Source organism: Kytococcus sedentarius DSM 20547, from assembly GCF_000023925.1.
GTDB lineage: Bacteria > Actinomycetota > Actinomycetes > Actinomycetales > Dermatophilaceae > Kytococcus > Kytococcus sedentarius.
In genome coordinates this window covers 859258-885419 of record NC_013169.1, presented here as the reverse complement: position 1 = coordinate 885419, position 26162 = coordinate 859258, and the positions used below count along the sequence as shown (strand labels likewise).

The window sequence follows — 26162 nt, the reverse complement described above, 5'->3', positions numbered from 1 at the left end:
CCCCGCCCTCGTGCGTGACTCGCCCGGCCCGGTCCGGGTCAGCCCCGCTGCGCCGCCCGGCGCTGGGCGCGGTTGCCGCTCTGGCCGGTGGCGTTGCGTCGCTCCACGCCGCCCTCGGCCGTGGGCGCGGTGTACTGCCAACTGGCCTGGTCCTCGTTCGCGTCCACGGCCCCGCCGTGCTTGCGGCGCTGCTCGCCCGCGGCGACGGCCTGCACGCCCTGGGCGCTGGGCTCCACGCTGAACAGACCCATCACGGCCTCTTCCTTGATGGAGTCGGCCATGACGCCGAACATCTGGTAGCCCTCACGCTGGTACTCCACCAGGGGGTCGCGCTGCGCCATCGAGCGCAGGCCGATGCCCTCCTTGAGGTAGTCCATCTCGTAGAGGTGCTCGCGCCACTTGCGGTCCAGCACGCCGAGCACCACGCGGCGCTCCAGCTGGCGCATGACGGTCTCCCCCATCGCCTGCTCGCGCGCGTCGTAGGCGTGCTGGGCGTCCGAGGTCAGCTCGTCGATGAGCAGGCCCGCGTCCACGCCACCGATGCCGCCGGCGGCCTCGACGATGTCGTCCACCGTGAGCGAGACCGGGTAGAGCTCCTCCAGCGCACCCCAGAGCTCGTCAAAGTCCCAGTCCTCGGCGTAGCCGTGGACGGTCGCACCCTGCACGTAGCCGATGATCACGTCGTTGATGAAGTGACGCACCTGACTCTCCAGGTCCGCCCCCTCCAGCACACGCTTGCGCTCGGCGTAGATGACCTCGCGCTGGCGGTTGAGCACGTCGTCGTACTTGAGCACATTCTTGCGCGACTCGAAGTTCTGGCTCTCCACCTGCGTCTGCGCGCGTTCGATCGCCTTGGTGAGCATGCCGAACTCCAGCGGCGTGTCCGGGTCGGCGCCCGCCATCGCACGCTGCATCAGCCCCGAGTTGAACCGGACCATCAGGTCGTCCTCGAGCGAGAGGTAGAAGCGGCTCTCGCCGGGGTCACCCTGGCGTCCCGAACGGCCCCGCAGCTGGTTGTCGATGCGGCGCGAGTCGTGGCGCTCGGTACCCAGCACGTACAGGCCGCCCAGTTCCAGCACCTCCTGGTGCTCGGTCTGCACGGCCTTCTCGGCCCGCGCCAGCGCCTCGTCCCAGGCCGCCTCGTAGGCCTCGGGCTGCTCGTCGGGGTCCAGCCCACGCTTCTTCAGCGACGCGACGGCCATGAACTCCGGGCTGCCGCCCAGCATGATGTCGGTGCCTCGACCGGCCATGTTGGTGGCCACCGTGACCGCGCCCTTGCGCCCGGCCTCGGCCACGATCGCGGCCTCCTGCTCGTGGTACTTGGCGTTCAGCACCTCGTGCTGCACACCGCGCGCCGTGAGCTGCTCGGAGAGGTACTCGGACTTGCTCACGCTGGTGGTGCCCACCAGCACCGGCTGGCCCCTGCGGTGGCGCTCGACGATGTCCTCAACCACCGCGTCGAACTTGCCCTTGGCCTTGGCGAAGACCAAATCCGCCTGGTCCTGCCGCTGCATCGGGCGGTTGGTGGGGATCGGCACCACGTCCAGCTTGTAGATCGAGTGCAGCTCGGCCGCCTCGGTCTGGGCGGTACCGGTCATGCCGGCGAGCTTGTCGTACATGCGGAAGTAGTTCTGCAGGGTGACCGTGGCCAGGGTCTGGTTCTCCTGCTTGATCTCCACCTGCTCCTTGGCCTCGATGGCCTGGTGGATGCCGTCGTTGTAACGGCGGCCCTTGAGCAGGCGCCCGGTGTGCTCGTCGACGATGTGGACCTCACCGTCCATGACGACGTAGTCCTTGTCCTTGGTGAACAGCTCCTTGGCCTTGATGGCGTTGTTCAGGTAACCGATCAGCGGGGTGTTGCGCGCCTCGTAGAGGTTGTGGACCCCGAGGTAGTCCTCCACCTTCTCGATGCCGGACTCCAGCACGCCGACGGTGCGCTTCTTGATGTCCACCTCGTAGTCGCCGGTGGCCTCGATGCCCTTGAGCTTGTCGGCCGCCGTGCCCTTCTCCAGCATGCCGGCCAGCGTGGCGAAGGTGGTGTACCAGCTCGTCGCCTGGTCGCCCGGGCCGGAGATGATCAGCGGCGTACGGGCCTCGTCGATGAGGATCGAGTCCACCTCGTCGACGATGGCGTAGTGGTGCTCGCGCTGCACCAGGTCGCTGGTGGACCAGGCCATGTTGTCGCGTAGGTAGTCGAAGCCGAACTCGTTGTTCGTGCCGTAGGTGATGTCCTTGCGGTACTCCTCGCGGCGCTGGGCCGGGGAGAGCTTGGACAGGATCACACCGGTCTCCAACCCCAGGAAGCGGTGGACACGCCCCATGAGCTCGGCCTGGTACTCGGCCAGGTAGTCGTTGACGGTCACGACGTGGACGCCCTTGCCGGTGAGCGCGTTGAGGTAGCTCGGCAGCGTGGCCACCAGCGTCTTGCCCTCACCGGTCTTCATCTCGGCCACCGACCCGTGGTGCAGCGCAGCCCCACCCATGATCTGCACGTCGAAGTGCCGCTTGCCGAGGGTGCGCACCGCGGCCTCACGGACGGTGGCGAAGGCCTCGGGCAGCAGGTCGTCCAACGTCTCGCCGTCGGCCAGGCGGGCCCGGAAACGGTCGGTCTGCTCCAGCAGCTCGGCGTCGGTGAGCCCCTGGATGCCCGCCTCCTGCGCGTTGACCGCATCAGCGATCCCCTGCAACCGCTTCAGCACGCGGCCCTCGCCGGCGCGCAGGACTCGGTCGATGATCTTGGGCACGGATGGTCTCCTCGGTGTGTTCCGGTGCCGCTGCGGGGTCCACACTCCGCCCGGCGGCTGGGACAGCCTAGTTGACCTCGTCCCCGTGCCGGGGGACGCACCGGCCGGGGCGGGCGGACCGTGGCCGGATCGTGACCCTCCCGCCGGCGCGAGGTGTGAACCGGGGTGCGTTCTCCGGGGGCGCCCGTGTTGGATGGGGCCATGTCGCAGGATCAGACCGCCCGTCCACCGCAGCCCGCCACCAGCTCCCCCGCCGCGACGGCCTGCCCGACGCTCACCGGTGAGCGGGTGCGTCTGCGCCTGCACGATGCGGGCGACGCACCCGCCATCGTGGAGACCTCCAACGACCCGGTCGCCGTGGAGTGGACCACCGTGCCGCAGCCTTACGGCGACGGCGAGGCGCAGTGGTGGGTGGGCCACATGCACGCCGGGTGGGAGAAGCGCGCCGCCGGCGACGACTCGGGGGTGATGGGCTGGGCCGTCGACGTCCGGGACGAGGCGGGCGAGTGGACCTTCGCCGGCCAGGTGGAGGTCCGCCCCATCGGTGGCGGGGTGGGCGAGATGGGCCTGGTGCTGCACCCGGACGCGCGGGGCCGCGGGGTCATGGCCGCCGCGTGCCGTCTCGCGATGGGGTGGGCGACGGCGCAGGGGGGACTGGAGGTGCTGCACTGGAAGAGCGCGGTGGGCAACTGGGCCTCGCGCCGGGCCGGGTGGCGGCTGGGCTTCCGGTTCTCCCCCGGCCTGCGGGCGCTCATGCCCCAGGAGCGCGAGACCTTCGACGGGTGGCTGGGCGTCTGGTCGGCCGGCGACGCGATGGAGCCGGCCCACCCGTGGCGCGAGGCCGTGGTGCTCGAGGCCCCGGCCGGCACCGACGGGCGCGGGCGCGAGGTGCCCGCGGTGCGGCTGCGCGCGTTCACCGAGGGCGACCGGCCCGCATCGGGGCCCGACGAGCTGGGTCAGCGGTTCATGTCGACGGCCGTGCCGCCAGCCGACGAGGCGGCCTACGGCACCTGGCTGACGGGCCTGCGCGAGCGGATGGCCAGCGGCGAGGCCGTGCACTGGGCCGTGTGCGACCCGACCACCGACGAGGCGCTCGGTGGGGTGAGCCTGTTCCGGCTCGGGCACCCCTACTACCCGGGCACCGCGCAGCTGGCCTTCTGGATGCACCCGGCCGGGCGCGGGACCGGGCTGCTGCACGCCGGGCTCCTGGCCGCGATGGACCACGCCTTCACGCCCGAGGCCGAAGGCGGGCTGGGGCTGGTCCGCATCGCGTCGGGGTGCGAGGCGGCGAACCACGGCTCGATCGGGGCGCACCTGCGGGCCGGGTTCCGGGTGGTCGGGCGCGAGACGGCGAGCGCCGGGTCGCTGGAGGAGCTCGACGACGCGTGGACCTTCGAACTGCTCAACGAGGCCGCGCTCCCGGCGGGCTCGGTGCCCGGCACTCCCCCGGCTGCGCTGCCCGCTGCGGCGCCCCGTGGGCGGGCGGAGGCGGGGCTCCCGCACCCGGTGCTCGAGGGCGAGGGCGTCGTGCTGCGGCCCTTCACCGAGGCGGACGTGCCGGCGCTCGCGGCACTGCCCGGGGCCGCCGAGCACTGGCGGTACATGGGCGCGCCGGGGAGCGAGGCAGAGGCGCGCGAGTACGTCGCGCAGCGGGCGCGGCGCCGCATCGCCGGCACGGACCTGACCTGGGCGGTCGTCGGGGCCGCGGGCACCGACGAGGCCGGCGAGCTGCTGGGCGCGGTGAACCTGCTGGGTCTGGCGGACCGGCACTTCCCCGACACCGCGGAGGTGGGCTACTGGGTGAACCCGGCCCACCGTGGAAAGGGGGTCGTCGGGCGGGCGCTGGACCTGGTGCTTCCCTTCGTGGTCAAGCCGGTGGCCCAGGGCGGGCTCGGGCGGCACCGCGTGTTGGCCACCACCCACGAGCACAACGTGGCCTCCCAGCACGTGCTGAGGCGTGCGGGCTTCACCCAGTGGGGCACCGAGCCCGCCGCGCACCCCGTCGACGCGGCCGACCCCGCCGGCGAGCGCTACGCCATCACGCACTGGCACTGGCTGGCCGGCACGGATCGCGCACGGGTCGCCCGTGCAGCCCGGGAGCAGGCACTCGCCCCGTGCACGCTGGAGTGCACCACCGCCGACGGAGAAGAGCTCACCCTCTCGGCGCTGACGACCTCCGACGAGGACCTGGCCCGCGTGGTGGAGGCCTGCCGTGACCCGCAGTCCGTGCACTGGCTGGGGGGTCCGGGCCGCATCCGTCCGGACTACTCCCGCCAGGACGCCCGCGGGTACGCCGTCGCCCTGGCAGCGGGCGCGGCCGAGGGCACCTGGGTGGGCTGGGCCATCCGGTCGGCCGACGGAACCGTCCTGGGCATGATCGACGTCCAGGGACCCGGCCAGCGGAACCTGATCGGCTACTGGGTGCACCCGGACGCCCGCCGTCGCGGCATCGTGACCGCGGCCCTGCGTCGCGTCGTGCGGCACGCACTCACCCCGCGGGAGGCGAACGGCATGGGGCTGCACCGCCTCGCCATCGCGCACGCCCGCGGCAACGAGGGCTCGCGCCGCGCCATCGAGGCCGTCGGGTTCCACCCGGTCGGGACCCTGCGGCTGGCCGAGGAGCTCGGCGACGGTTCCCTGGTCGACCTGCAGCGGTACGACCTGCTGCCGACGGACCTGCCCGCCGAGTGACTCCCGGTCCCCGGTGGGCCGCACGCTCCGCCGGGGACCCGCCGGCTCAGGCGACGGGTGACTCCACCGCGTCGGCGGCCTCCACGCGGTCCAGCCCCAGCCAGCCGGCCATCTCCGCGAGCGCCTCGTGCAGGGCCGGCACGGCCTCGGGCGGGCAGCCGGGCTCCAGGTGCACGGCCGGCGCCCGGAGCACCCCGGCGGCGCGGTCGGCCTTGAGGTCCACCCGGGCCACCAGGTCGTCGCCGAACAGGAAGGGCAGCACGTAGTACCCGTGCACCCGCTGCTCGGCCGGGGTGTAGATCTCGATGCGGTAGCGGAAGCCGAACAGCGCCTCGGCCCGCTCCCGCTGCCACACGACCGGGTCGAACGGGCTGAGCAGAGCACGGGCACCCACCGGACGCGGGCGCGGCGCGTCGCGGTGGAGGTACACCGGCGCGCCCGCACGCGACCAGCCCGGCACCTCCACCTCCTGCAGCTCCCCGGAGGCGAGCAGACGCTCGACCGCCGGAGCCGCCTGCGCCACCGAGAGCCGCGCGTGGTCCCGCAGGCACCGAAGGGTCCCGATGCCGTGGGCCACCGCCGCCCGCCGCACCAGTCGGATGAACGCCTCGTCCTCGGACAGGGGGGACTCGCCCAGCGGCCCGGCCGTCACCGCATCGGGCGGGAGCACCGCCTCGGGGGCCGCGTACAGCCGCTCGAAGGCGGACCCGCGCCCGGCCGAGGTGATGCGGCCGGCCCAGAACAGGTGCTCGCAGGCCGCCTTGACCAGCGACCAGTTCCACCCCCAGTGCTCGCGGCCCACCTCCTCGGCGTGCTCGAGCAGGTCCTCGATGCGGGCTGCGGAGATCGGCCCCCGCTGGACCACGACCCGCTGCACCTCATCGACCAGGTCGGGGTGCTCGGCGGCCACCCGGCGCATGCCTCCCCAGGCGTCCTCGTGGGCCCGCCGCATGCGGAAGCCGTACAACGGCCAGTCCTCCACCGGCACCAGGGAGGCCTCGTGGGCCCAGTACTCCACCAGCCGGTGCCGGGTCCGACGCCCGGAGGGTCCCCGGCCGTCGCGCAGGCCGTCCAGGAGCGACCGGTCGTAGGGGCCGAGGCGGGCGAACAGCGGCAGGTACTGGCTGCGCACCAGCACGTTCACCGAGTCGATCTGCACGATGCCCATGCGCCGCACCACCGCCAGGAGGTGCGACTGACCCAGCGGCTCCGGGCGCCGCCTGCCGAAGCCCTGCGAGAGCAACGCGATGCGGCGGGCCGCCCGCAGGGTCAGGCGCGGCGGGCGGGAGGAGCCGGTCTGGCCGGATGGTTCGGGCGTGTGAGCGGACAGCGGAGCGGGCACCCGGTCACCGTAGACCGGGTGCCCGCCCACGGCACCCCACCGCCGTCAGGCCGCGGTGGTCTGCTGCGCCTCGTCACCTGCCGCGGCACTCGCCCCGGGGGCGCCCTCCTCGGCCGGGTCGAGGTGGATCACGCCGTAGCTCCAGCCGTGGCGTCGGTAGACCACGCTGGGCCGGGAGGTCTCCGCGTCGACGTAGAGGTAGAAGTCGTGGCCGACCAGCTCCATGCGCGCCAGCGCCTGGTCCAGGGTCATCGGCTCGGCCTGGTGCACCTTCGTGCGCACCGAGATGGGGCAGTTGGCGTCCCCGCCGAGCCCGGCCACCACGGGGTCGCTGGGCAGCATCGAGATGTCCACGCCGGCCTCGATCAGCTCCTGCTCGCGCTGGCGGCGCTTGGCCTCCTCGACGATCGACTCGCCGTTGGCCACGGGCTCCAGGGCGGCGGTCGCCGCGGCCACGGAGGACCCCTTGGGACGTCCCTTGTGCACCTTGCGCCGGTCGTGGAGGCGACGCACCCGCTCGGTCACCTTGGCCATCACCGCATCGAGGGCCTCGTACTCACGCTCCGCGGATGCCTCGGCCCGCACGACGGTCCGCTTGTCGTGGCAGGTGATCTCGATGCGCTCGGCGTCCTCGCTCCGCCGCGGGTTCGGCTCGTGGGTCCACAGGACCTCGCAGCGGGAGATGTCCGGGGCGATGTCGGCGAGCCGCTCGAGCTTCTCGTCCACGTGGCGGCGGAAGCGGTCGGTGACCTGGGCCCGGCGTCCGGTGACGGTGATCTGCATGAGTCCTCCTGAAGGTGTGGCCGCGGTCTCGCGGCCCAAACGCGGTGGTTGCTGCACCTGCTAACGGTGGATCAGGCGACCACCCCCTTCGTCGTGGGGCTCCATGACGGAACACTACGGCTTCCCGACCCCCCGGACAAGGGGTGCACGAGGACTCACAGGGCACGCTCAGGAAGCCCGTACCGAGGGGTCTGGGATGGCCCTCCACCCCGACACGCCCGCGCCCTCAGGGCACCCGCGCACAGGCCACCACGGCCAGCAGGGCGATCCCCGTGGAGCGCAACGCGTCCCGGCAGGCCGTGACCGTGGCCCCGGTGGTCACCACGTCGTCGAAGAGGACCACCGCCGTCGGCCGGTCCCCGGCGAGCACCCCAGCGCGCACGGCCACGTGACCCGCCAGGTTCCGGCGGCGGCCGGCCCGCGTGAGCCGCGACTGGTCCTGCACCCTGCCCACCGTCCGCAGCGCACGCACCACCTCCACCTCGGGCCCCCTGCCCTCCGGACCCCCGGGCCGGGTCTGCCGCCACCGGGCCACCGTGGCCCGGGCGAGGTCGGCGACCGGGTCGTCACCGCGGGCGCGCACCGTGGACGCGCGCGAGGGGGCGGGCACCACGGCCACCCGGGCAGGGCGGTCCCGCGGCAACACCGTCCCGGCTCCCGCCCGCGGCACCGTCAGCCCGTCCAGGGCCCGAGCGAGCGCGGGCAGCGCCACCCGAGACAGCACCGGCCGCAGGTCGCGCCGCTCGCCGTCCTTGTAGGCCGCCACGGCCGCGCGCAGGGCTCCGCCGTAGTCGCCGGCTGCCCAGACCGGCAGGTCACCCAGCCGTCCCCGCACGAGCCCCCTGCCCAGCTCCTGCGCCAGACCCTCCAGGCACCCCTCACACCACCGGGCGGCGGGGGCACCACAGCCGGCGCAGGTGCGGGGCAGCGCCAGGTCGCCGACCGCTGCCCAGGAATCTCGCACCGCCGAAGTCAACCACCGTCCGCCGGGCCCCGTCGGAGGTGCACGAGGGACCTGTGGACGGGCCGGAGGGGCTCAGCGTCCGGGCACGATGACGTCGCTGGCGGCGGTGGCCACGAACCAGGTGGCACCGGCCTTGGTGAGGACGCGCCCCCCATCAGTGGTGATGAGGATGCCGTCCTCCCGCTCGTCGGGGTACCCGGCGATCGCGACGGCGTTGTCGACGTGCCCCTGGGACTCGGTCCACCCGCCGACGTCGGCCCGCCACACCTCCTGCTGGCCGTCGTCCGCGGGTTCGCCCAGGACGGCCACCGAGCTCTCGTCGATCCACGCCAGGTCCCGCACCGCGGTGGCCGCCGGGACCATCGCCCGCGGTTCGGCCAGGGAGGTCGGCTCCCCGTCGGCGCCGCGGACCACCCCTGCGATGGCGACCTGGTCCCGCCCCCCCTCGCGCAGCAGCACCAGGGCACGCGCGCCGTCCGGGGAGATCCGGACCTGCGTGATCGCCCGGTCCTCCAGCCAGGGCACCTCCAGCACCTCCGGGGAGGCCTGGGCCCGCAGGCCCGAGGACGATCCGGCGGCGTCGAGCACCAGGACCTCGGAGCCGTCATCGGTCCGCTGCGTCGTCCACAGGAATCCCAGGGGGTCGATGCTGGGCGCCGACAGCCGTCCGTCGACGGTGTGGGTGGTACCCCGGCCGTCGCGCCAGACCCCCAGCTGGCGGCCGTCGACGGCACCAACGGTACGGAAGTCGGCCGCGACCGCCATCCGCTCCCAGCTGGCGGGCAGAGGTGGGACGTCCAGGGCCGATGGTTGGGGTGCCGAGGCGAGCTCCGCAGAGCTCGGGTCGGCGGCCACGAGGCGCTGGCGCTGGTGCAGCAGCACCAGGGGGACGTCCACCGAGACCACCGAGTAGCCGGCACCCTGCGGGTAGGCCAGCCGCTCCCCCACCGCCGAGCTCGCCGCACTGAGCGGTCGTCCACCGGCCTCCAGCGACACCGCCTCCACCCCGGCGAGCTGCCGCATCGTCGCCGCGAACTGCGCCCACGCGAGGTTGCGACGGTTCCCGTCGGCCTCGTTCATCGCCTCCGAGAGGCGGATGGAGGCGATACCGTCGACCACCGGCACGGCCGCGGCCTCCAGCCGGGTGCCGGACGGCATCCCGGTGTGCATCGCCCCCTCCAGATACTCCGGCACCTGCTCCACCTGCGTCCGCCCCAGGGCGCTGGCCAAGCCCTCCCCGTCGCGGAGCCACCGGGTCTGCGGCACCAGCTCCTCGGAGACCGGGGACCCCCAGTGGACGTCGACCGGGCGGTAGAGGCGCTGGAAGTCGGCCTGGGTGAGGAAGACGCCGATGTCGTTCGGCAACCCGCTGATGCGCCACTGGTCGTCCACCCGCTCGACCTCGAAGGTGAGGTCCTCGCGCGTCTCCGGCGCGGCCTCGGTGAGGACCCCCGAGGCGTCGACCGAGCCCATGACAGTGAGGTTGACCCGCACCTTCCCCCCGGCCACCTCCGTGATGCCCGGAGAGACGCGCTCGTCGTGCACGAGCACCCGCTCGTCGGGCTGCCAGCTCGCGCTGGCCCCCTCGGTCAGGTACTCACGCCCCACCCGGAAGTTGTCCTCAGGGTCGAGCCCGGTGCGCAGGAAGCCCGCCACGAGCTCCTCGGCCGTGGCGTCGGGGGCGGGGGGCTCCACCTCCACGCTGATCTCCTGGCGGTGGGCCTCGTCCAGCGCCGGACCGCGCTCCACCGCGGACTCCTGCGGGATCGGCGAGCAGGCCGCCACGCCACAGGCCACGGCGAGGGCTGTGGCAAGGGCCCGGTACGGGCGGCCGGTGCGGCGCTGGACACTCATGGCTACTCCTCGGTCGCGCGGCGGCAGTCGTCGTTGCTCGGGTGCGGGGCCCGCAGCGGGATGGGCGAGCCGGTCACGGCCTCCCCCGCACGACGGGGCACGGTGAGGCGGAAGGTGGCTCCCTGCCCCGGGCGCGACGAGACCTGCAACCACCCCCGGTGCTCCCGCGCGTCCCCCGCACAGATGCTCAGCCCCAGGCCCGACCCTCCCGCGGTGCGCGTGCGGGCAGGGTCCGCCCGCCAGAAGCGGTCGAAAACCCGGTCCATCTGGGCGTCGTCCATGCCCACCCCGCTGTCAGAGACGGCGATGGCCACCGCGGCGTAGTTGCCGTCAAGGCGCACGACGACCGGCTCGCCCTCGGCGTGGTCGATGGCGTTGACGACCAGGTTGCGCAGCACCCGCTCGATCCGACGCTCGTCCACCTCGGCCACGACCGCCGCCGAGACCTCCGGTCGCTCCACCCGGAGGTCCACCCCGGCATTGGCCGCGAGCTGGGCGTGGTTCTGCACCACCCGCTCGGCCAACTCCCCCAGGTCCACCTCCAAGTGCTGGAGCTGCACCTGGCCGGCGTCCTGGCGGGAGATCTCCAGCAGGTCGGTCAGCAGCTGGTCGAGACGCTCCACCTCCCCGTGCAGGAGCTCGACCGAGCGCGAACCCACCGGGTCGAGCTCGTCGCGGTCGGAGTGGAGCACCTCGCTGGCCATGCGGATGGTGGTCAGCGGCGTTCGCAGCTCGTGGCTGACGTCGCTGACGAATCGCTGTTGGAGGTGCGACAGGTCCCGGAGCTCGATGATCTGCCGCTGGGCAGCGTCCGCCATCGTGTCGACCGCCTTGCCGAGCCGGGCGAGCTCGTCGTGCCCCCGCATCCGGGTGCGCCGGTCCAGCTCGCCGGTCGCGATGTGCTCGGCGGTGCGGGTGACCCGGGACAACGGCTCGAGGGCGATGTGGGTGACCACGAAGGTGATGAGTCCGGCGATGCCGATGAGGCCCAGGCCGCCCAGCGCGAACGAGGAGCGCACGATGTCCAGCGACCGTTCCTCGTTCTCCAGCGAGTGGAACAGGATGAGGTCGTGCGGCCCCGCTCCGGGGACGTCCAGCCGGGCCGCGACCAGCACCGAGGCCGACGACCCGTCCTCCCCCGCCGTGGCCCGCGTGACCATCGAGTGGACGTGGTCGGGCTCCTCCCGCAGCCGCTCCCGCAGGACGTCCGGCACGTCGGAGACCTCTGCATCGGGACGCTCCACCGGCGAGAGGCCTGCCTCGTTGCCCAGCCCCCGGACCACCGCCGCCCGCACCGACCGGTCGTCACCGGGGCTGGAGCTCAGCCGCACGACGTCGGTAGCCGTGGTGTAGAGGGTCGAGTTGTCCGTGCGGTCCAGCGCGTCGAACTGCCGCTGGGCCGCTGCGACGGTCGTGACCGACTCCGCCATCGCCGCGTCCACCCGGTTGCGCAGCAGGCGCTCCCCGATGGTCTGGTACAGCGTGGCGCCGAGCACCAGCGACAGCAGCGCGGTCAGCACCAGGCTGACGATGATGGTGCGGAAGCGCAGGGACGTCCGCCACGCGCGGACGACGGCGCCGAGGCCCGACCGGGTCACGGCGAACGGCTTGTGGGCCACCTCGGTCAGCTGCTCGTGGGGGCGCCGGCGCGGTAGCCCACGCCCCGCACGGTCTGCACGATGGTGGGGTTCTCCGGGTCGCTCTCGATCTTGGCCCGCAGGCGCTGGACGTGCACGTTCACCAGCCGGGTGTCACCGGCGTGCTGGTAGCCCCACACCTGCTCCAACAGGGTCTCGCGGCTCAACACCTGCATCGGCTTGCGTGCGAGCGCCACCAGCAGGTCGAACTCCAGCGGCGTCAGCGGGATGATCTCCCCCTGACGCTGCACGATGTGGCTCTGGACGTCGATGGTGAGGTCGCCCACCGCGAGCTGCGCCTGCTGCGGCGGGGTGTAGCGCCGCATGCGGGCCCGGGTGCGCGCCAGCAGCTCCTGCGGGCGGAAAGGCTTCTGCACGTAGTCGTCCGCGCCGGCCTCCAGCCCGGTCACCACGTCGTGCGTGTCGGTGCGGGCCGTGAGCATGATGATGGGCACCCCCGACTCGGCCCGGATCTCCCGGCAGACCGACATGCCGTCCTTGCCCGGGAGCATGACGTCGAGCAACACCAGATCCGGATTGACAGCCCGGAAGGCCGTGAGCGCGCGCCCCCCGTCACCGCAGGTGGTGACCGACCACCCCTCCTTGGTCAGGACGATGCCCAGCATCTCGGCCAGCGCCGAGTCGTCGTCGACGACCAGGACGTGGCCCAGAGGTGCGCTGTCACGCGGCGGGGGTGCGGCAACCATGTCCGCATGGTAACGAATTGGCAAAGGTTTGCCCGCGCCAGTGGCCGGTGGACGGCTCAGGTGGTGGGCTCCTGCGGCTCCTGGAGCGCCAGGGACAGCAGCGCGTTCACCACCACCTCCGACAGGGCCGGGTGGGGCCAGTAGCGGCCACGGGCCCACGCGTGGGCGTGCTCGCCGCTGAGGATCGCCTCGCCCAGCAAGTTCACCAGGGTGGCGGCCTGGTGACCCATCACCCAGCCGCCCAGCACCGCGCCGGAGTCGGCGTCGGCGACCACCCCGCACCGTCCCTGGGTGTCCTCCATGGCCCAGCCATAGGCCACGCTCGCGTACTCCTGCTCGTGGAACACCACGCGGTGCCCGGCGTCCCGCGCCTCCTGCGCCGACAGGCCGACCACCCCGATCTCCGGGTGGGAGAACACACCGGCCACCACCGGCACGGTGGGGAACTCCCGCAGGTCGTCCGGGCGCGTCAGGTTGTGGGAGACCACCCGGGCCTGGGCGTTCGCGACGTGCTTGAGCATGACCGGGTCGCGCACGTCGCCCAGCGCCCACACCCCTGGGGAACTCGTGCGTCCGTGGGCGTCGGTCACGACGAAGCCCCGACCATCGGTCTCCACCCCCGCGTCCTCGAGCCCCAGGGCCGCGGTGTTCGGGCGCCGGCCGGTGGCCACCAGCACGCCGTCGGTCCGCAGGGTGCTGCCGTCGTCGAGCTCCAGGACTGCCCCCCCGTCCTGCTCGTGGGCCGCCGCCACCTCGGTGCCGAAGCGCACGTCCCAGGTGCGGGCGGCGATCTCGCCGAAGCGCTCCGCGAGCTCCTCGGGCAGATCCTTGAGCAGCTGGTCGCCGCGCACCAGCAGGGTCACCCGGGACCCGAGGGACCCGAAGATGTGCGCGAACTCCACGGCCACCACCCCGCCCCCGATGATGGTGAGGTGCTCGGGCCGATCCTCCAGTCGCATGATGCTGCGGTTCGTGTGCGCTACCGAGTCCATCAGCGGCTTCAGGGCGGGGGGCACGAAGGGGGAGGCCCCGGTGGCGATGACCACCTGGTCGGCGGTGAGCCGCGCCGTGCTCCCATCGCGCAGGGCAACCTCGAGCTCCCGCTCGCCGGTGAACCGGGCCCACCCCTCGTACAAGTCCGTCCCCGCGGCGGTGCGGCGGTACTCGGCGCCACCGGCGCTGATCGGGTCGATGCGGGAGAACACCCGGTCGCGGACGTCCTGCCAACGCACACCCCGCAGCTCGGCGTCGATGCCGAAGCGCTCGCTGTCACGCACCGTGTCTGCGATGCCCGCGGCCCACACGAACATCTTGGTGGGGATGCACCCGTTGTTCAGGCACGTCCCCCCGAACACCCCGCCCTCCACCACGGCCACCCGCAGGTCGGCGTGGTCGGCTTGGGGCACGGAGTTGCCCGAGCCCGATCCGATGATGACGAGGTCGTAGTGCTCAGCATTCATGCACCCAGCCTAGGCAGGCCGACGCTCCCCCCCTCCAGCGCGTCGGGTGCCCCGGGTGGGACGGGCACTCAGGCGAGGTCGCGCAGGTCGGCCAGGTGCGGGGAGCGGGAGGGGTCCAGCCCCAGCCCGATCGCGAGGTAGGTCGCCGTGAAGTCGACCCGCCCGACCAGGTGCGCCAGGTCCACCAGCGCCTCCTCGCCCCGGGCGAAGCAGTCGACCACGCGCACCCCGGCATCGGACGCGAGGGTGGAGACGTGCCCGGCCATGGAGCCCAGCTCGTCACGTCCGAGCAGCCACAGGCCGAGCGGGGTCCGGGCCGGGGCGTCCAGGAAGGGGTCGGCGAAGATGTCACGCCCCCCGTCGGCCGCCGGGCCGCGGTCGGTCGTCGCGTTCCACCCGTCGCCGGTGGCGTAGGGGCCGTCGAAGCAGGCCACCACCTCGCCCGCGGAGTGGGGCAGCTCCCCGGCGGCGGCCGGGATGCGGGAGGTGCGGCTGAGCATGCTGGCCGCCCGGCGTGCCGCGACCCCGGCGACCGGCCCGTCACCGAGCGCGATGGGGATGGTCTCGGCCAGCGCGAGCGCCGCCACCTTCGCCGGGTTGACGAAGGACGCCGAGTCGGGTCGACACTCCTCGGCCACCGCGTCCAGGGTGCTGGCCATGCCCTCCCACAGGTCGTCCGGCGCCTCCAGCAGCCCGACCTCCCGCAGCCCCGTGAGCACCGGCACCAGCAGCCCCCAGAAGGCGGTGCGCGAGCTGACCGGCCCCTGGCCCACCGGGACGTGCACGCCCCGGGCGCGCTGCGCCGCATCGGACAGCGGGGTGTCGGTGGCCCCCACGGTGAGCACCGCGGCGCCCCTCCGTGCGGCCTCGTGGGCCAGGGTCACCGCGGCGGTCTCCTGCCCGGACAACGAGACCGCGACCACCAGGTCCACCGGCCCCACCCAGGCGGGCAGCGGCCCGCTGTTCAGGGTGTGCACGGCCGTGGGCGAGCCCTGCTCCACCACCAGTTTCACCACGTCCCCGACCAGCGCGGTCCCGCCGGCGGCGACCACCAGCACCGACCGGGGCCGGTGCGCCGAGGAGAGCCGGCCGATCCCGGCCTCGCTCGCCAGGGTCACGGCCTGCCGGACCTGCGCACCGGCCGTGGCCAACGCCCACAGGGTGCCGGCGGCGTCGCACCGGGCCAGGTGGTCGGTGTCGTCCAGGACCGCGTCCTCGATGAAGGGCACCTCAGGCCTCCTGCCGCACGAGACCCAGCACCGCGTCCCGCACGCGCCCCATGAGCTCCTGGGACTGCGCCTCCACGTTGAGGCGCAGCAGCGGCTCGGTGTTGGAGGCCCGCAGGTTGGCGCGCCAGTAGCCCACCGTGTCCCCCTCCAGCCGCTCACCAGTGAGGGTGAGGCCGTCCAGGCGGTCTGGCTCGGCCCCCTGCTCCCGACCCCAGGCCTCGACCCGCTCGGTGGCCGCTGCGGCGTCCTCCACCCGGGAGTTGATCTCACCGCTGGCCGGGTACTTCTCGTAGGGCGCCATCAGCTCCGACAGCGGACCGGAGTGCTCCCCGAGGGCGGCCAGCACGTGCAGGGCAGCAAGCATGCCGGTGTCGGCGAACCAGAAGTCCTTGAAGTAGTAGTGCGCGGAGTGCTCGCCCCCGAAGACCGCGTCGTGGGTGGCCATCTCGTCCTTGATGAAGGAGTGCCCCACCCGGGTGCGCACCGGGCGAGCGCCGGCGGCCTCGATGACCTCAGGAACCACGCGGGAGGCGATGGCATTGTGCACCACCGCGACCTGGTCCACCGGGGTCCCCTGTGCCACGGCGCGGTCGATCTCGCGCTGCGCAACCAGGGCGGTGATGGCGCTGGGGGTCACCGGCTCCCCCCGCTCGTCGACGACGAAGCAGCGGTCGGCGTCCCCGTCGAAGGCCAGCCCGATGTCGGCCCCGTGCTCGCGGACGGCCGCCTGCAGGTCACGCAGGTTCTCCGGCTCCAGCGGGTTCGCCTCGTGGTTCGGGAAGCTGCCGTCCAGCTCGAAGTACAGCGGCTCCACGCGCAGCGAGTCCACCACCGTGTCGTCCCCCCGGCCCAGCACCACCGGCACGGTGTGCCCGGCCATGCCGTTGCCCGCGTCGACGACCACCTCGAGGCGCCGCGCCCCGGTGAGGTCCACCAGGGAGCGCAGGTGCTCGGCGTAGGCGCCGGTCAGGTCGCGGTGCTCGACGGCGCCGGGCTCGGCGGCGGCGGGGCGCTCGTGGGCGTCACCACGGTCGAGGATCCACTGGGCGAGGTCGCGCACCTCGGCCAGCCCGCTGTCCTGCCCGACGGGGCGGGCGCCGGGACGGCACAGCTTGATGCCGTTGTACTGGGCGGGGTTGTGCGAGGCGGTGAACATCGCACCGGCGAGCTCGAGGTGGCCCGCGGCGAAGTAGAGGCCGTCGGTGGAGCACAGGCCGATGTGGGTGACGTCCACGCCGTGCAGGGCGAGCCCGGCCGCGAAGGCCTCGGACAGCTCCGGGCTGCTCGGGCGCATGTCGTGGCCGATCGCCACCCCGTCGATGCCCTCCGGGAGCACCACGGTCTGGGCGAAGGCCTCCCCCAGGGCGCGGGCGACGCGCGGGTTCAACTGGTCCGGGACCAGGCCTCGGACGTCATAGGCCTTGACGAAGTCGGCCAGCGGGGGCTGTGTCGGCTGGATGCTCATGGATGCACAGGCTAGTGCGCGTTCAGCGGTCGTCGTCCCCCGACACCAGCCGGAGCCGCGGCGGTCCGGGCCGGTCACCGGACTGCTCCGGGCCCCGGTCGCGGCCGGCCTTCTGGTCGCGCACCGCATCGGCCAGGGCTCCGATGTCTGCCACCGACCCGGTGGGGTCGTCGAGGTTGATCGCCAGGCGCATCACCTGCCAGCCACGGGGGGCGGTCAGACGGGCCGTGTGGCTCGCGCAGAGGTCGTAGACGTGGGGCTCGGACTCGGTCGACAGGGGCCCCACCACCACGGTCTGCTCGGCGTAGACGTAGGTGAGTGTCGAGGCGGCCGGCTGGGAGCACCCCACCTTGCTGCAGTGACGTGGGCTGGGTTCTTGGGTCGGCACAGGGCGCAGACTACGCTCGTGCCATGGGCCGATCGTCCTCCCGCGCCGGGAACCGCGTGCGCCGTCGCATGCTGCGGCGGGGGCGGGAGTTGCGCGGTCCCATCAGCACGGCCCCGGTGCCCGGCCGGCGCTCGCGGCAGTCCGTCTTCGAGGACATCGCGCGCGAGGCCTCGGCCCGCGTGGCCGCCCGGGCGGGCCTGACGGAGGACCAGTGGGAGCTGGTGGTCCTGGTGGCCCCGGACGCGCAGGCGGGGGTCACGGAACGACGGGGGCGGGTGCTGCAGCGGGGGGGCCGCTGGCAGGTGGTGCTCCACCGCCTGGCCCTCGACGGCGAGGCCTCCGGCCCAGCCGAGACCGACCTGCTGGTGGAGATGGTCGTCGCCGAGCTCCTGGCCCGGGCGCTGGGGCTGGATCCGGAGGCGCTGCAGGAGGGCGAGTGACCGGGAGCGTCAGGCGGTGAAGACCGCGCGCCGCTTGAGCTTGCGGCGCTCCCGCTCGGACAGGCCACCCCAGATGCCGAAGCGCTCATCGTTCTCGAGGGCGTAGTCGAGGCACTCGGAACGCACGTCGCAGCCGGTGCAGACGCGCTTGGCCTCGCGCGTGGAGCCACCCTTCTCGGGGAAGAAGGCCTCGGGGTCGGTCTGGGCGCACAGGGCGCGCTCCTGCCAACTGGGAACGGCCTGCTCGGGATGTCCGACGATCTGAAGTTCGTGCACGGTTTCCTCCTCGACCCTGGGGCCCGTCAGCACGTGGTGTGTCGTGTGGGGTGTCCACCGCCCGGTCGGTCCGGACGGGTGGCCGTCCACCCTGGGTGGGAGACGACCCGACGAACGAATTACACCGGTGCAACTCCCGCGCGTCAAGCCCGACCTTCGCCACTCGATGGTGTATGGCGCCCTCGTGCGACGGGGAGGTGCGTCCGGGGGGCCATCCGCGGCCCCCGCCGCTCGGGGCCGGCTGCGCCGTGGCGCAACAGCAGCTGCACGCGGAACCGGTGGCCGGCGTAGGGCGCCAGCACGCGCGCGAGCTCGACATCGCCCCCCGCGGCCCCGGTCAGCACCCGGGTGATGTGCCCGGCGACGTGGTAGTCGCGCCAGCTCACGGCATCGGCGTCACCCAGCGCCCGCTGGGCGACCTCCGCAGCGGTCCACACCCCCAGCCCGGGGACGGTGCGCACCGCCCGGTGGGCGCGGTCCATCGAGGGCCGGTCCATCCCTGCCGTCGAGGACGCCAACCGCTCGAGGGCAGCACCCGAGCGGGCGGCGCGGAGCACCGCATCGGACCGGGCGGCATCGATGCCCGCGGTGATCCACACCCAGGACGGGACCCGCAGCACCTCCCGCGGCCCCGGGGGCACCCGCAGGCCCCGGTCGCCCGCGGGCCCTGGCGCCGGCGAGCCCGCGGCGGCGACCAGCGCCCGGTACCCGGCGAAGGCCTCCTGCCCGGTCACCTTCTGCTCGATGACGGCCGGCAACAGCGCATCCCAGACCCGCCGCGTACGCATCACCCTCAGACGGGGCGACCAGTGGGCGTGGGCCCGCACCAGGGGTTCGTGGACGGGCCGGAAGTCCTGCGGGCGGTCCCGCGCGCCGAGGAGCTCGGGCACTCCATCCAGCAGCCAGTCGACCGCGGCTTCCCCACCCCAGGCGCGGGCGTGGACCTGTCGCGGTGACGAGCCGACTCCCAGGTGAAGGGTGCCGGGTCCGGCTGGGGTGTTGGCCGCCAGCACGAACTGCCCGGCCGCCGGCAGCAGGGTGGTCAGGTCCCCTGCCCCCCGGCGCAGGCTCCCGAGGGTGCGCGGCAGGTCGACCGGCCAGTCCGCCTGCCAGACCCGCGTGCCCTCGCGCGGGGGTGACGGGTCGGACGAGGTCATGTGCCCAGTCTGCCGCGCGGGTCGTACGATGCACGCACGGCCCACCGGCCTCCGAGCGCCCGCACGGCGCACCCCCTCACGCACGCGCCCCGAGCGCGGGAAGGCCCCTCAGATGACCACACCGGCAACGGTGCTGGAGCAGTTGACCACCGACCACCCGCAGTCCCCCCGGCTGACCTGCTTCGACGACCAGCGGACCGAGCGCATCGAGCTGTCCGGAGCAGTGCTCGCCAACTGGATCTCCAAGGCAGCCAACGTGCTGCAGGAGGAGTTCGACGTCGAGCCGGGCTCGATCGTCGCGATCGACCTGCCCACCGGCCACTGGCGGACCGTCTACTGGGCGCTCGCCGCTTGGGCGGTGGGGGCGTCGGTCGCCCTCGACGCCCACGAGGGTGCCGACGTGCTCGTGACGACCTCCCCGGCATCGGACCTGGCGGACGACTCCGACGAGGTGGTGGCGGTCACCCTGCGCGCCCTGGCCCGGCAGTGGGACGGGGAGGACCTGCCCAGCGGCGTGTTCGACGAGGCGGCCCAGCTGGCCAGCTTCGGCGACGGGTTCACTCCCTGGCACGACATCGACGAGGACGACCCGGCCCTCATCCGCGAGGGTGAGCGCTGGACGATGGCCGATGTGGTGCCGCCCTCCGCGGGGGGCCGGGTGCTGGTCGCCGCGGTCGACCCCGCATCGCACCTGCGGACGGTGGTCGGCACCTGGGCGGCCGGCGGATCCGTGGTCACGGTCGTCGGCGACGGCCCGGTCGACCCGACCGAGGCTCGCATGATCGACGAGGGCGTGACCGGGGTCGTCCCGACCGAGTGACCCCGGTCACCCGCCGGTAGGCTGCGGCCATGGACAAAGTCGTCGCTTCAGCCCGCGAGGCCATCGAGGGCCTCGAGAACGGAATGCGCATCGCCGTCGGAGGCTTCGGCCTGTGCGGCATCCCGCAGGTGCTCATCGAGGAGGTGCACGCCGCGGGCATCGAGGAGCTCGAGGTGGTCTCGAACAACTGCGGCGTGGACTCGTGGGGGCTGGGGGTCCTGCTGGACGCCGGGCGCCTGCGCCGCGTGATCGCCTCCTACGTGGGCGAGAACAAGGAGTTCGCACGGCAGTACCTGGAGGGCGAGCTCGAGGTGGAGCTCACACCCCAGGGCACCCTCGCCGAGAAGCTCCGCGCCGCCGGCACCGGCCTGGCCGGGTTCTGGACCCGCACCGGGGTGGGCACCCTCATCGCCGAGGGCGGCATGCCGTGGAAGTACGACTCCACCGGCGCCGTGACCACCAAGTCCCCCGCCAAGGAGACCCGCGAGTTCACGATGCTGGGCGAGACCCACGAGTACGTGCTCGAGGAGTCGCTCCCCTGTGACTTCGCGCTGGTGCGGGCCGCCAAGGGCGACCGGCACGGCAACCTGGTCTTCAACAAGACCGCCGCCAACTTCAACCCGGTGGCGGCCATGGCCGGACGCATCGCCGTGGCCGAGGTCGAGGAGCTCGTGGAGCCCGGCGAGATCGACCCGCACGACGTGGACCTGCCGGGCGTGTTCGTCAAGCGCGTGCTGGCGCTGACCCCGGAGCAGGCGGCCGACAAGCGCATCGAGAAGCGCACCCTCACCGAGACGCAGGAGGCCTGAGATGGCGCTCACCCGTGAGCAGATGGCCGCCCGTGCAGCCCAGGAGCTGCAGGACGGCGACTACGTGAACCTGGGCATCGGCCTGCCGACGCTGGTGCCGAACTACGTGGACGACGACGTGGAGCTGGTGCTCCAGTCGGAGAACGGCATCCTCGGCGTGGGCCGCTACCCCACCGAGGAGGAGCTGGACGCCGACCTCATCAACGCGGGCAAGGAGACAGTGACCGTCCGCCGTGGCGCGAGCTTCTTCGACTCCTCGCTGAGCTTCGGCATGATCCGGGGCGGCAAGATCGACGCCGCCATCCTGGGCGCCATGCAGGTCTCGGCCACCGGCGACATCGCCAACTGGATGATCCCCGGCAAGATGGTCAAGGGCATGGGCGGCGCCATGGACCTGGTGCACGGCGCCAAGAAGGTCATCGTGCTCATGGAGCACGTGGCCAAGGACGGCTCCCACAAGATCGTGCAGGAGTGCTCCCTGCCGCTGACGGGCAAGCAGGTGGTGCAGCGCATCATCACCGACCTGTGCGTCATGGACGTCACCGAGGACGGCCTGGTGCTCCGCGAGCTGGCCGCCGACGTGACCGAGGAGCAGGTCCGCGAGGCCACCGGGCCGGACTTCCGGGTAGAGCTGAACGACACCCCCATCGAGGACGAGGTCTCCGACCAGACGTGACCCGCCGGGTGGTCGCCGCGCCTCAGCGCCCGGCGATCTCCCGCCGCAGGGCAGCAGGACTGGTCAGAAAGCCCCACCCCCAGGCCATGTGCATCGTGGCCACCACGGCAGGCACCCGCAGCGCGACCGCGGGTGCCTGTTCGCGTGCCTCCCACAGGCCCCCGGCGGTCACGGCCGCCAGGTAGGCCCCCGGCACCGCCCACGCCGGCCGCCAGGCCAGGCCGGCCACGGCGCCCACCGCACAGGCCACCAGGGCCGTCGGCGGCGCGAGGTAGCGCAGGTTGATCGACCCCTCGTGGGTCGCGGCGACCACGCGACGCCACCGGCCGTAGTCGCGGTACTGGCGGGCCAGGGCACGCAGCGAGCGTCGCGGGCGGTAGTCCACCCGCATCGCCGGGGTGAACCAGACGTGCCCCCCGGCCTGCCGGATGCGCCAGTTCATCTCCCAGTCCTGCGCACGGTCGAAGCGCGGGTCGTAGCCACCCACACGGTCCAGCCACTCGCGGCGGAACGAGCCCAGGTACACCGTGTCGGACTCCCCCTCCTCGCCCCCGGTGTGGAAGCGGGCTCCCCCCACCCCCAGCGGCGAACCCATCGCCACTGCCACGGCCCGCTCGAAGTCGGTGCGCCCCACCGCGTGCATGACCCCGCCGACGTTGGCCGCACCGGTGCGCTCCAGGACCTCCACGGCCGTGCGCAGGTAGCCCGGCGAGAGCTCGCCGTGGGCGTCCACCCGCACCACCACCGGGTGCCGTGCGACCTCCAGCGCGGCGTTCAACCCGTCGGGGGTGCGCCCGGTCGGGTTCTCGATGACGGTGACGCGCGGGTCCCGCGCGGCGAGACCGGCGGCCACCTCCCAAGTGCGGTCGGTGGACGGTCCGCAGGCCAAGACCAGCTCCAGCTCGCCGGGGGCGTCCTGCGCGAGGACCGCCGCCACGGAGTCCGCGAGATCCGCCTCCTCGTTGAGGACGGGCATGATCACGCTGATGGCTGTCATGGGCCCCATTGTGCGGTGCCGGCGGCTCACAAACCGCGCACACACGCCGCACCGCCCTCGCGCCTCCCCGCAGCTTCCCAGCGAGGTGGCTTACGCTCGGCATCGTGACCGATCGTGACGAACAGGACCGCCGGGGCCCCGACGCCGGCGGCTCCCGGTGGGACCGTGACAGCAGGGGGCGCCGCCGGATGACCTCGCGGGGCGCCCAGCCCGGCCCCGCGCCGCGTGGACTGCGCGACGAGCGCCGGGCCGACCGCCCGCACCACGACGAGGGGTACGACCGCTACGACGACCGCATGCCGCGTGGCGACGGGTACGACCGCCCCCCCCGCGACGACCGGTACGACGAGCGCCCGCGCCGCGACGCGCGATACGCCGACACCGTCGACGACCGACCCGCCCCGGGACGGCGCCGCACGCGCCGGGGACCGGTCCGCAAGGTCCTGACCGGCATGGTGGTGCTGCTTGCGGTGTGGCTCATCGCCACCGGCGCGGCAGTCTTCGACTCCTGGCGCTCGGTGGAGCGCACCGACGCCATGCCCACCTGGGAGGGCCGCCCGGCCGACACCGCGGGGCGCAACTACTTACTAGTGGGTTCCGACGGACGCGACAGCCTCACCCCGGAGCAGCGCAAGCGCCTCGGCACGGGCGCCATGGAGGGGCAACGCACCGACACGATCATGCTCGTGCACGTGCCCACCTTCGGCACCCCGACCCTCGTGTCCATCCCGCGCGACTCCTACGTGCCCATCCGCGGCATGGGCGAGAACAAGATCAATGCGAGCTACAACGTGGGCGGCGCCCCGCTCCTCATCGACACCGTGGAGCAGAACACCGGCCTGCGCATCGACGGGTACACAGAGATCGGCTTCGGCGGGTTCGCCGACGTCGTCGACAGCCTCGGGGGCGTGGAGATCTGCGCGAAGACCGACATCGTCGACGAGAAGGCCCACCTCGACATCAAGGCTGGGTGCCAGACGATGGACGGCGTCACCGCCCTGGGTTTCGTCCGCGCCCGCTACTTCGACCCCCGCGGTGACCTGGGCCGCGTGGAGCGCCAGCGGCAGTTCCTCAACGCCATCAGCAAGCAGGTCGTCTCCCCCTCCACCCTGCTGCTGCCCTGGGAGCTGCACGACGTGGGGACCGCCGTGGCCCCCGCCCTGACGGTGGACGAGCACGACTCGGGGCTGGAGATCGCCATGGCCCTGAACGCCGTGCGCCGTGCCAGCGGCGGTGACAACCAGGTCACCGTGCCGGTCAGTGACTCCACGCTGCGCACCGAGCACGGGTGGGCGGTGCAGTGGGACTCCGAGCGGTCCGAGGCGCTGTGGAAGGCCCTCCGCGAGGGCGACGACATCCCGTCCGACCTGTGACCCCGGCCCAGCGTGCCGGCTGGTCGGTGGGCTTCGCCACCGGGCTCTACGGCATCTCGTTCGGGGCGCTGGCGGTGGCCTCGGGGCTGTCCGCCTGGCAGGCGATCGCCCTGTCGGCCCTGATGTTCACCGGCGGCTCCCAGTTCGCCTACCTGGGTGTGGTGGGCGCCGGAGGGAGCGGCGCGGCCGCCACGGGCGCCGCCACCCTCCTGGGCATCCGCAACACTGTCTACGCCATGCGCCTGAGCACCCTGGTGCGGCCGCGTTCGGTCCCCGAGCGGCTGGCGATGGCGCAGCTCACCATCGACGAGTCGACCGCCGTGGCCGTCGCCCAGGAGTCGCCCGAGGAGCAGCGGCGCGGCTTCTGGGCGGCGGGGCTGGGCGTCTACGTCTTCTGGGTCGGCTTCAGTGCGCTCGGCGCCGTGGTGGGTGACCGCATCGGCAACCTGGACCGACTCGGCCTGGACGGGGCTGCGGTGGCCGCGTTCACGGGCCTGCTGTGGCCGCACCTGCGGTCCCGCCGGCCGGTGGCGATCGCCGTCCTCGCGGCGGTGGTGACCCTGGCCCTGGTGCCCGCGGTCCCCGCCGGCCTGCCCATCCTCGGGGCTGCCCTGGTGGCGGCGGTCGCCGGGTGGGCCCTGCGCCCGACCGACCTGCGGGAGGCAGCGTGAGCTGGGGGTGGTTGCTGACGGCCTGTGCCCTGGCCCTCGCGCTGAAGCTGGGTGGCTACCTGTTGCCCCGGAGTCTCCTGGAGCGCCCCGCGGCCCTGCACGTGGCCGCCATGGTGACCGTCGGCCTGCTCGCGGCGCTGACGGTGATGAACACGTTCACCTCCGGGCGCGAGCTCACGCTGGACGCCCGCATCGTGGCCCTCGTGGTGGCCCTGATCGCGCTGCGGATGCGGGCGCCCTTCCTGCTCGTGGTCGTCCTCGGTGCCGCCAGCGTGGCGGCTGCCCGGGCCCTGGGCTGGGGCTGAGGCCGCCCGCTCGGCGTGGGCCCCGATGGCCAGGGCGGCCCTGGCCTCCGCGGACAGTTCGGATCGGGCCGGCACCGGTCCGGGGTGGCCGGTGGGGCGACCAGAGAGCCTCCCGTGGGAGGAGCGCCGTCGCCGAGTGCACGCCCCGGATCCGCCCGCCGTAGGGGTCGGATCCGGGACGGGGGTCAGCCGGGCAGGCCCTTGAGGAGCTGGCGAGCCATCACCATCCGCTGGATCTGGTTGGTGCCCTCGTAGATCTGGGTGATCTTGGCGTCGCGCATCATGCGCTCCACCGGGAAGTCCTTGGTGTAGCCGTAGCCACCGAAGAGCTGCACCGCATCGGTGGTGATCTCCATGGCCACGTCGGAGGCGAAGCACTTGGCCGCCGCGCCGAAGTAGGTGAGGGCGGGGTCGTTGCGCTCGGACTTCGCCGCGGCGTTGTAGACCAGCTGCCGCGCGGCCTCGAGCTTCATGCCCATGTCGGCGAGCATGAACTGCACCCCCTGGAAGTCGGCGATGCGCTGCCCGAACTGCTCGCGCTGCTTGACGTAGTCCAGGGCGGCGTCCAGAGCCCCCTGGGCGATGCCGATGGCCTGCGCACCGATGGTGACGCGGGTGTGGTCCAGGGTCTGCAGGGCGATGGCCAGGCCACGGCCCCGCTCCCCCACCATCCGGTCGGCCGGGATCACGCAGTTGTCGAACAGCAGCTCGCGGGTGGGCGAGCCCTTGATGCCCAGCTTGCCCTCGGGCTCGCCGAAGCTGAACCCCTCGTCGTCCTTCTCCACCACGAAGGCCGTGATGTTCTTGCCGCGCTTGCCCTCGGGGTCGGTGACGGCCATGACCGTGTAGTACTCCGACACCCCGGCGTTGGTGATCCAGGACTTCTGGCCGTTCAGCACGAACGACCCGTCGGACTGCTCGATCGCCTTGCACTGCATGCCGGCGGTGTCCGACCCCGCGCCGGCCTCGGACAGGCCGTAGCTGAACATGGCGGTCCCCTCGGCCACCGGGGGCAGGTACTTCTGCTTGACCTCCTCGCTCGCGGCGAGGATCAGCGGCATTGTGCCCAGCTTGTTGACCGCCGGGATGAGCGAGCTCGAGGCACACCCGCGGGCGACCTCCTCGATGACGATGCAGGTCGCCAGGGCGTCGGCGCCCAGGCCCTCGTACTCCTCGGGGATGTGGGGAGCGTGGAAGGCCGTCTCACGCAGCGCGTCGTAGGCGGCCTGCGGGAACTCACCGGTGGCGTCCACCTCCGCTGCCGCGGGCGCAATCTTGTCGCGCACGAGGGGACGAATCGCCTCGCGGACGGTCTCGTGGAACTCGTTGGGCGTGTACAGGTCGAAGTCGCTCACCGCCCTATCGTACGGCCCG

The 26162-nt window shown here is 73.2% G+C and carries 23 protein-coding genes; 8 read left to right on the top strand and 15 right to left on the bottom strand.

Annotation, left to right across the window (positions count from 1 at the left end; translation table 11 throughout):
- Positions 1–38 precede the first annotated feature (38 nt).
- Complete coding sequence (secA, locus tag KSED_RS04205; protein ID WP_012802335.1) at positions 39–2744, bottom strand: preprotein translocase subunit SecA; 2706 nt, start codon at positions 2742–2744, stop codon at positions 39–41.
- A 201-nt stretch (positions 2745–2945) separates the two neighbouring features.
- Between secA and KSED_RS04200 the strand changes: the two genes are divergently transcribed.
- On the top strand, positions 2946–5435 hold the full coding sequence (locus tag KSED_RS04200) for a GNAT family N-acetyltransferase (RefSeq protein ID WP_012802334.1): 2490 nt from the start codon (positions 2946–2948) through the stop codon (positions 5433–5435).
- A 46-nt stretch (positions 5436–5481) separates the two neighbouring features.
- On the opposite strand, the gene KSED_RS04195 is transcribed toward KSED_RS04200, so the two are convergent.
- The 10 genes from KSED_RS04195 to KSED_RS04150 form a co-directional block, all read right to left on the bottom strand.
- Positions 5482–6777 (bottom strand): winged helix-turn-helix domain-containing protein, encoded by a 1296-nt coding sequence (locus tag KSED_RS04195; protein WP_041291222.1) that lies wholly within the window; start codon positions 6775–6777, stop codon positions 5482–5484.
- A gap of 45 nt (positions 6778–6822) precedes the next feature.
- Entirely contained in the window at positions 6823–7560 is a 738-nt protein-coding gene (gene hpf / locus KSED_RS04190; protein WP_012802332.1) for a ribosome hibernation-promoting factor, HPF/YfiA family, read from the bottom strand.
- A 226-nt stretch (positions 7561–7786) separates the two neighbouring features.
- Positions 7787–8524: a ComF family protein gene (locus KSED_RS04185; RefSeq protein WP_012802331.1), complete on the bottom strand. Its 738-nt coding sequence runs from the start codon at positions 8522–8524 to the stop codon at positions 7787–7789.
- A gap of 72 nt (positions 8525–8596) precedes the next feature.
- Entirely contained in the window at positions 8597–10378 is a 1782-nt protein-coding gene (locus tag KSED_RS04180) for an LpqB family beta-propeller domain-containing protein (protein WP_012802330.1), read from the bottom strand.
- A gap of 2 nt (positions 10379–10380) precedes the next feature.
- On the bottom strand, positions 10381–11997 hold the full coding sequence (mtrB, locus tag KSED_RS04175; RefSeq protein WP_012802329.1) for an MtrAB system histidine kinase MtrB: 1617 nt from the start codon (positions 11995–11997) through the stop codon (positions 10381–10383).
- A gap of 5 nt (positions 11998–12002) precedes the next feature.
- Entirely contained in the window at positions 12003–12722 is a 720-nt protein-coding gene (gene mtrA, locus KSED_RS04170; RefSeq protein WP_012802328.1) for an MtrAB system response regulator MtrA, read from the bottom strand.
- A gap of 56 nt (positions 12723–12778) precedes the next feature.
- The gene (locus tag KSED_RS04165; RefSeq protein ID WP_012802327.1) at positions 12779–14182 is read right to left on the bottom strand and encodes a mycothione reductase; all 1404 of its coding nucleotides are present in this window, start codon (positions 14180–14182) and stop codon (positions 12779–12781) included.
- Positions 14183–14250: 68 nt separating this feature from the next.
- Positions 14251–15411: an SIS domain-containing protein gene (locus KSED_RS04160; RefSeq protein WP_012802326.1), complete on the bottom strand. Its 1161-nt coding sequence runs from the start codon at positions 15409–15411 to the stop codon at positions 14251–14253.
- A gap of 1 nt (position 15412) precedes the next feature.
- Entirely contained in the window at positions 15413–16876 is a 1464-nt protein-coding gene (locus tag KSED_RS04155) for a phosphomannomutase/phosphoglucomutase (RefSeq protein WP_012802325.1), read from the bottom strand.
- A gap of 22 nt (positions 16877–16898) precedes the next feature.
- On the bottom strand, positions 16899–17264 hold the full coding sequence (locus KSED_RS04150) for a DUF3499 domain-containing protein (RefSeq protein WP_041290856.1): 366 nt from the start codon (positions 17262–17264) through the stop codon (positions 16899–16901).
- A 23-nt stretch (positions 17265–17287) separates the two neighbouring features.
- On the opposite strand from KSED_RS04150, the gene KSED_RS14520 reads away from it, so the two are divergent.
- Positions 17288–17704 (top strand): metallopeptidase family protein, encoded by a 417-nt coding sequence (locus KSED_RS14520; RefSeq protein WP_012802323.1) that lies wholly within the window; start codon positions 17288–17290, stop codon positions 17702–17704.
- A 9-nt stretch (positions 17705–17713) separates the two neighbouring features.
- Here KSED_RS14520 and KSED_RS04140 read toward each other — a convergent pair whose 3' ends face one another.
- Together KSED_RS04140 and KSED_RS14850 are read right to left on the bottom strand one after the other, a co-directional pair.
- Positions 17714–17980 (bottom strand): WhiB family transcriptional regulator, encoded by a 267-nt coding sequence (locus tag KSED_RS04140; protein ID WP_012802322.1) that lies wholly within the window; start codon positions 17978–17980, stop codon positions 17714–17716.
- 143 nt (positions 17981–18123) lie between these two features.
- Positions 18124–19137 (bottom strand): DNA-3-methyladenine glycosylase family protein, encoded by a 1014-nt coding sequence (locus tag KSED_RS14850; RefSeq protein WP_012802321.1) that lies wholly within the window; start codon positions 19135–19137, stop codon positions 18124–18126.
- Positions 19138–19249: 112 nt separating this feature from the next.
- Here KSED_RS14850 and KSED_RS04130 point away from each other — a divergent pair, with 112 nt between their 5' ends.
- From KSED_RS04130 to KSED_RS04120, 3 genes are read left to right on the top strand one after another with little or no spacing between them, the layout of a single operon-like run.
- Positions 19250–19957, top strand: coding sequence for a TIGR03089 family protein (locus KSED_RS04130; RefSeq protein ID WP_012802320.1), 708 nt, complete (start codon positions 19250–19252; stop codon positions 19955–19957).
- Positions 19958–19986: 29 nt separating this feature from the next.
- Positions 19987–20766, top strand: a complete 780-nt coding sequence (locus tag KSED_RS04125) for a CoA transferase subunit A (protein WP_012802319.1) — start codon at positions 19987–19989, stop codon at positions 20764–20766.
- A 1-nt stretch (position 20767) separates the two neighbouring features.
- Positions 20768–21442 (top strand): CoA transferase subunit B, encoded by a 675-nt coding sequence (locus KSED_RS04120; protein WP_012802318.1) that lies wholly within the window; start codon positions 20768–20770, stop codon positions 21440–21442.
- A 22-nt stretch (positions 21443–21464) separates the two neighbouring features.
- Here the strand turns inward: KSED_RS04120 and KSED_RS04115 are convergent, their stop codons facing one another.
- Entirely contained in the window at positions 21465–22439 is a 975-nt protein-coding gene (locus tag KSED_RS04115) for a glycosyltransferase family 2 protein (RefSeq protein WP_012802317.1), read from the bottom strand.
- A gap of 104 nt (positions 22440–22543) precedes the next feature.
- Here KSED_RS04115 and KSED_RS04110 point away from each other — a divergent pair, with 104 nt between their 5' ends.
- The 3 genes from KSED_RS04110 to KSED_RS04100 are packed head-to-tail and all read left to right on the top strand — an operon-like array spanning position 22544 to position 24788.
- Positions 22544–23812 carry an LCP family protein gene (locus KSED_RS04110; protein WP_237699562.1) on the top strand — a complete coding sequence of 423 codons (1269 nt, stop codon included), beginning with the start codon at positions 22544–22546 and terminating at the stop codon, positions 23810–23812.
- On the top strand, positions 23809–24483 hold the full coding sequence (locus tag KSED_RS04105) for an AzlC family ABC transporter permease (protein WP_012802315.1): 675 nt from the start codon (positions 23809–23811) through the stop codon (positions 24481–24483). The genes KSED_RS04110 and KSED_RS04105 overlap by 4 nt, the downstream gene beginning before the upstream one ends.
- Positions 24480–24788 carry an AzlD domain-containing protein gene (locus KSED_RS04100; RefSeq protein ID WP_012802314.1) on the top strand — a complete coding sequence of 103 codons (309 nt, stop codon included), beginning with the start codon at positions 24480–24482 and terminating at the stop codon, positions 24786–24788. The genes KSED_RS04105 and KSED_RS04100 overlap by 4 nt, the downstream gene beginning before the upstream one ends.
- Positions 24789–24973: 185 nt before the next feature.
- Here the strand turns inward: KSED_RS04100 and KSED_RS04095 are convergent, their stop codons facing one another.
- Positions 24974–26143 carry an acyl-CoA dehydrogenase family protein gene (locus KSED_RS04095; protein ID WP_012802313.1) on the bottom strand — a complete coding sequence of 390 codons (1170 nt, stop codon included), beginning with the start codon at positions 26141–26143 and terminating at the stop codon, positions 24974–24976.
- Positions 26144–26162: the final 19 nt, after the last annotated feature.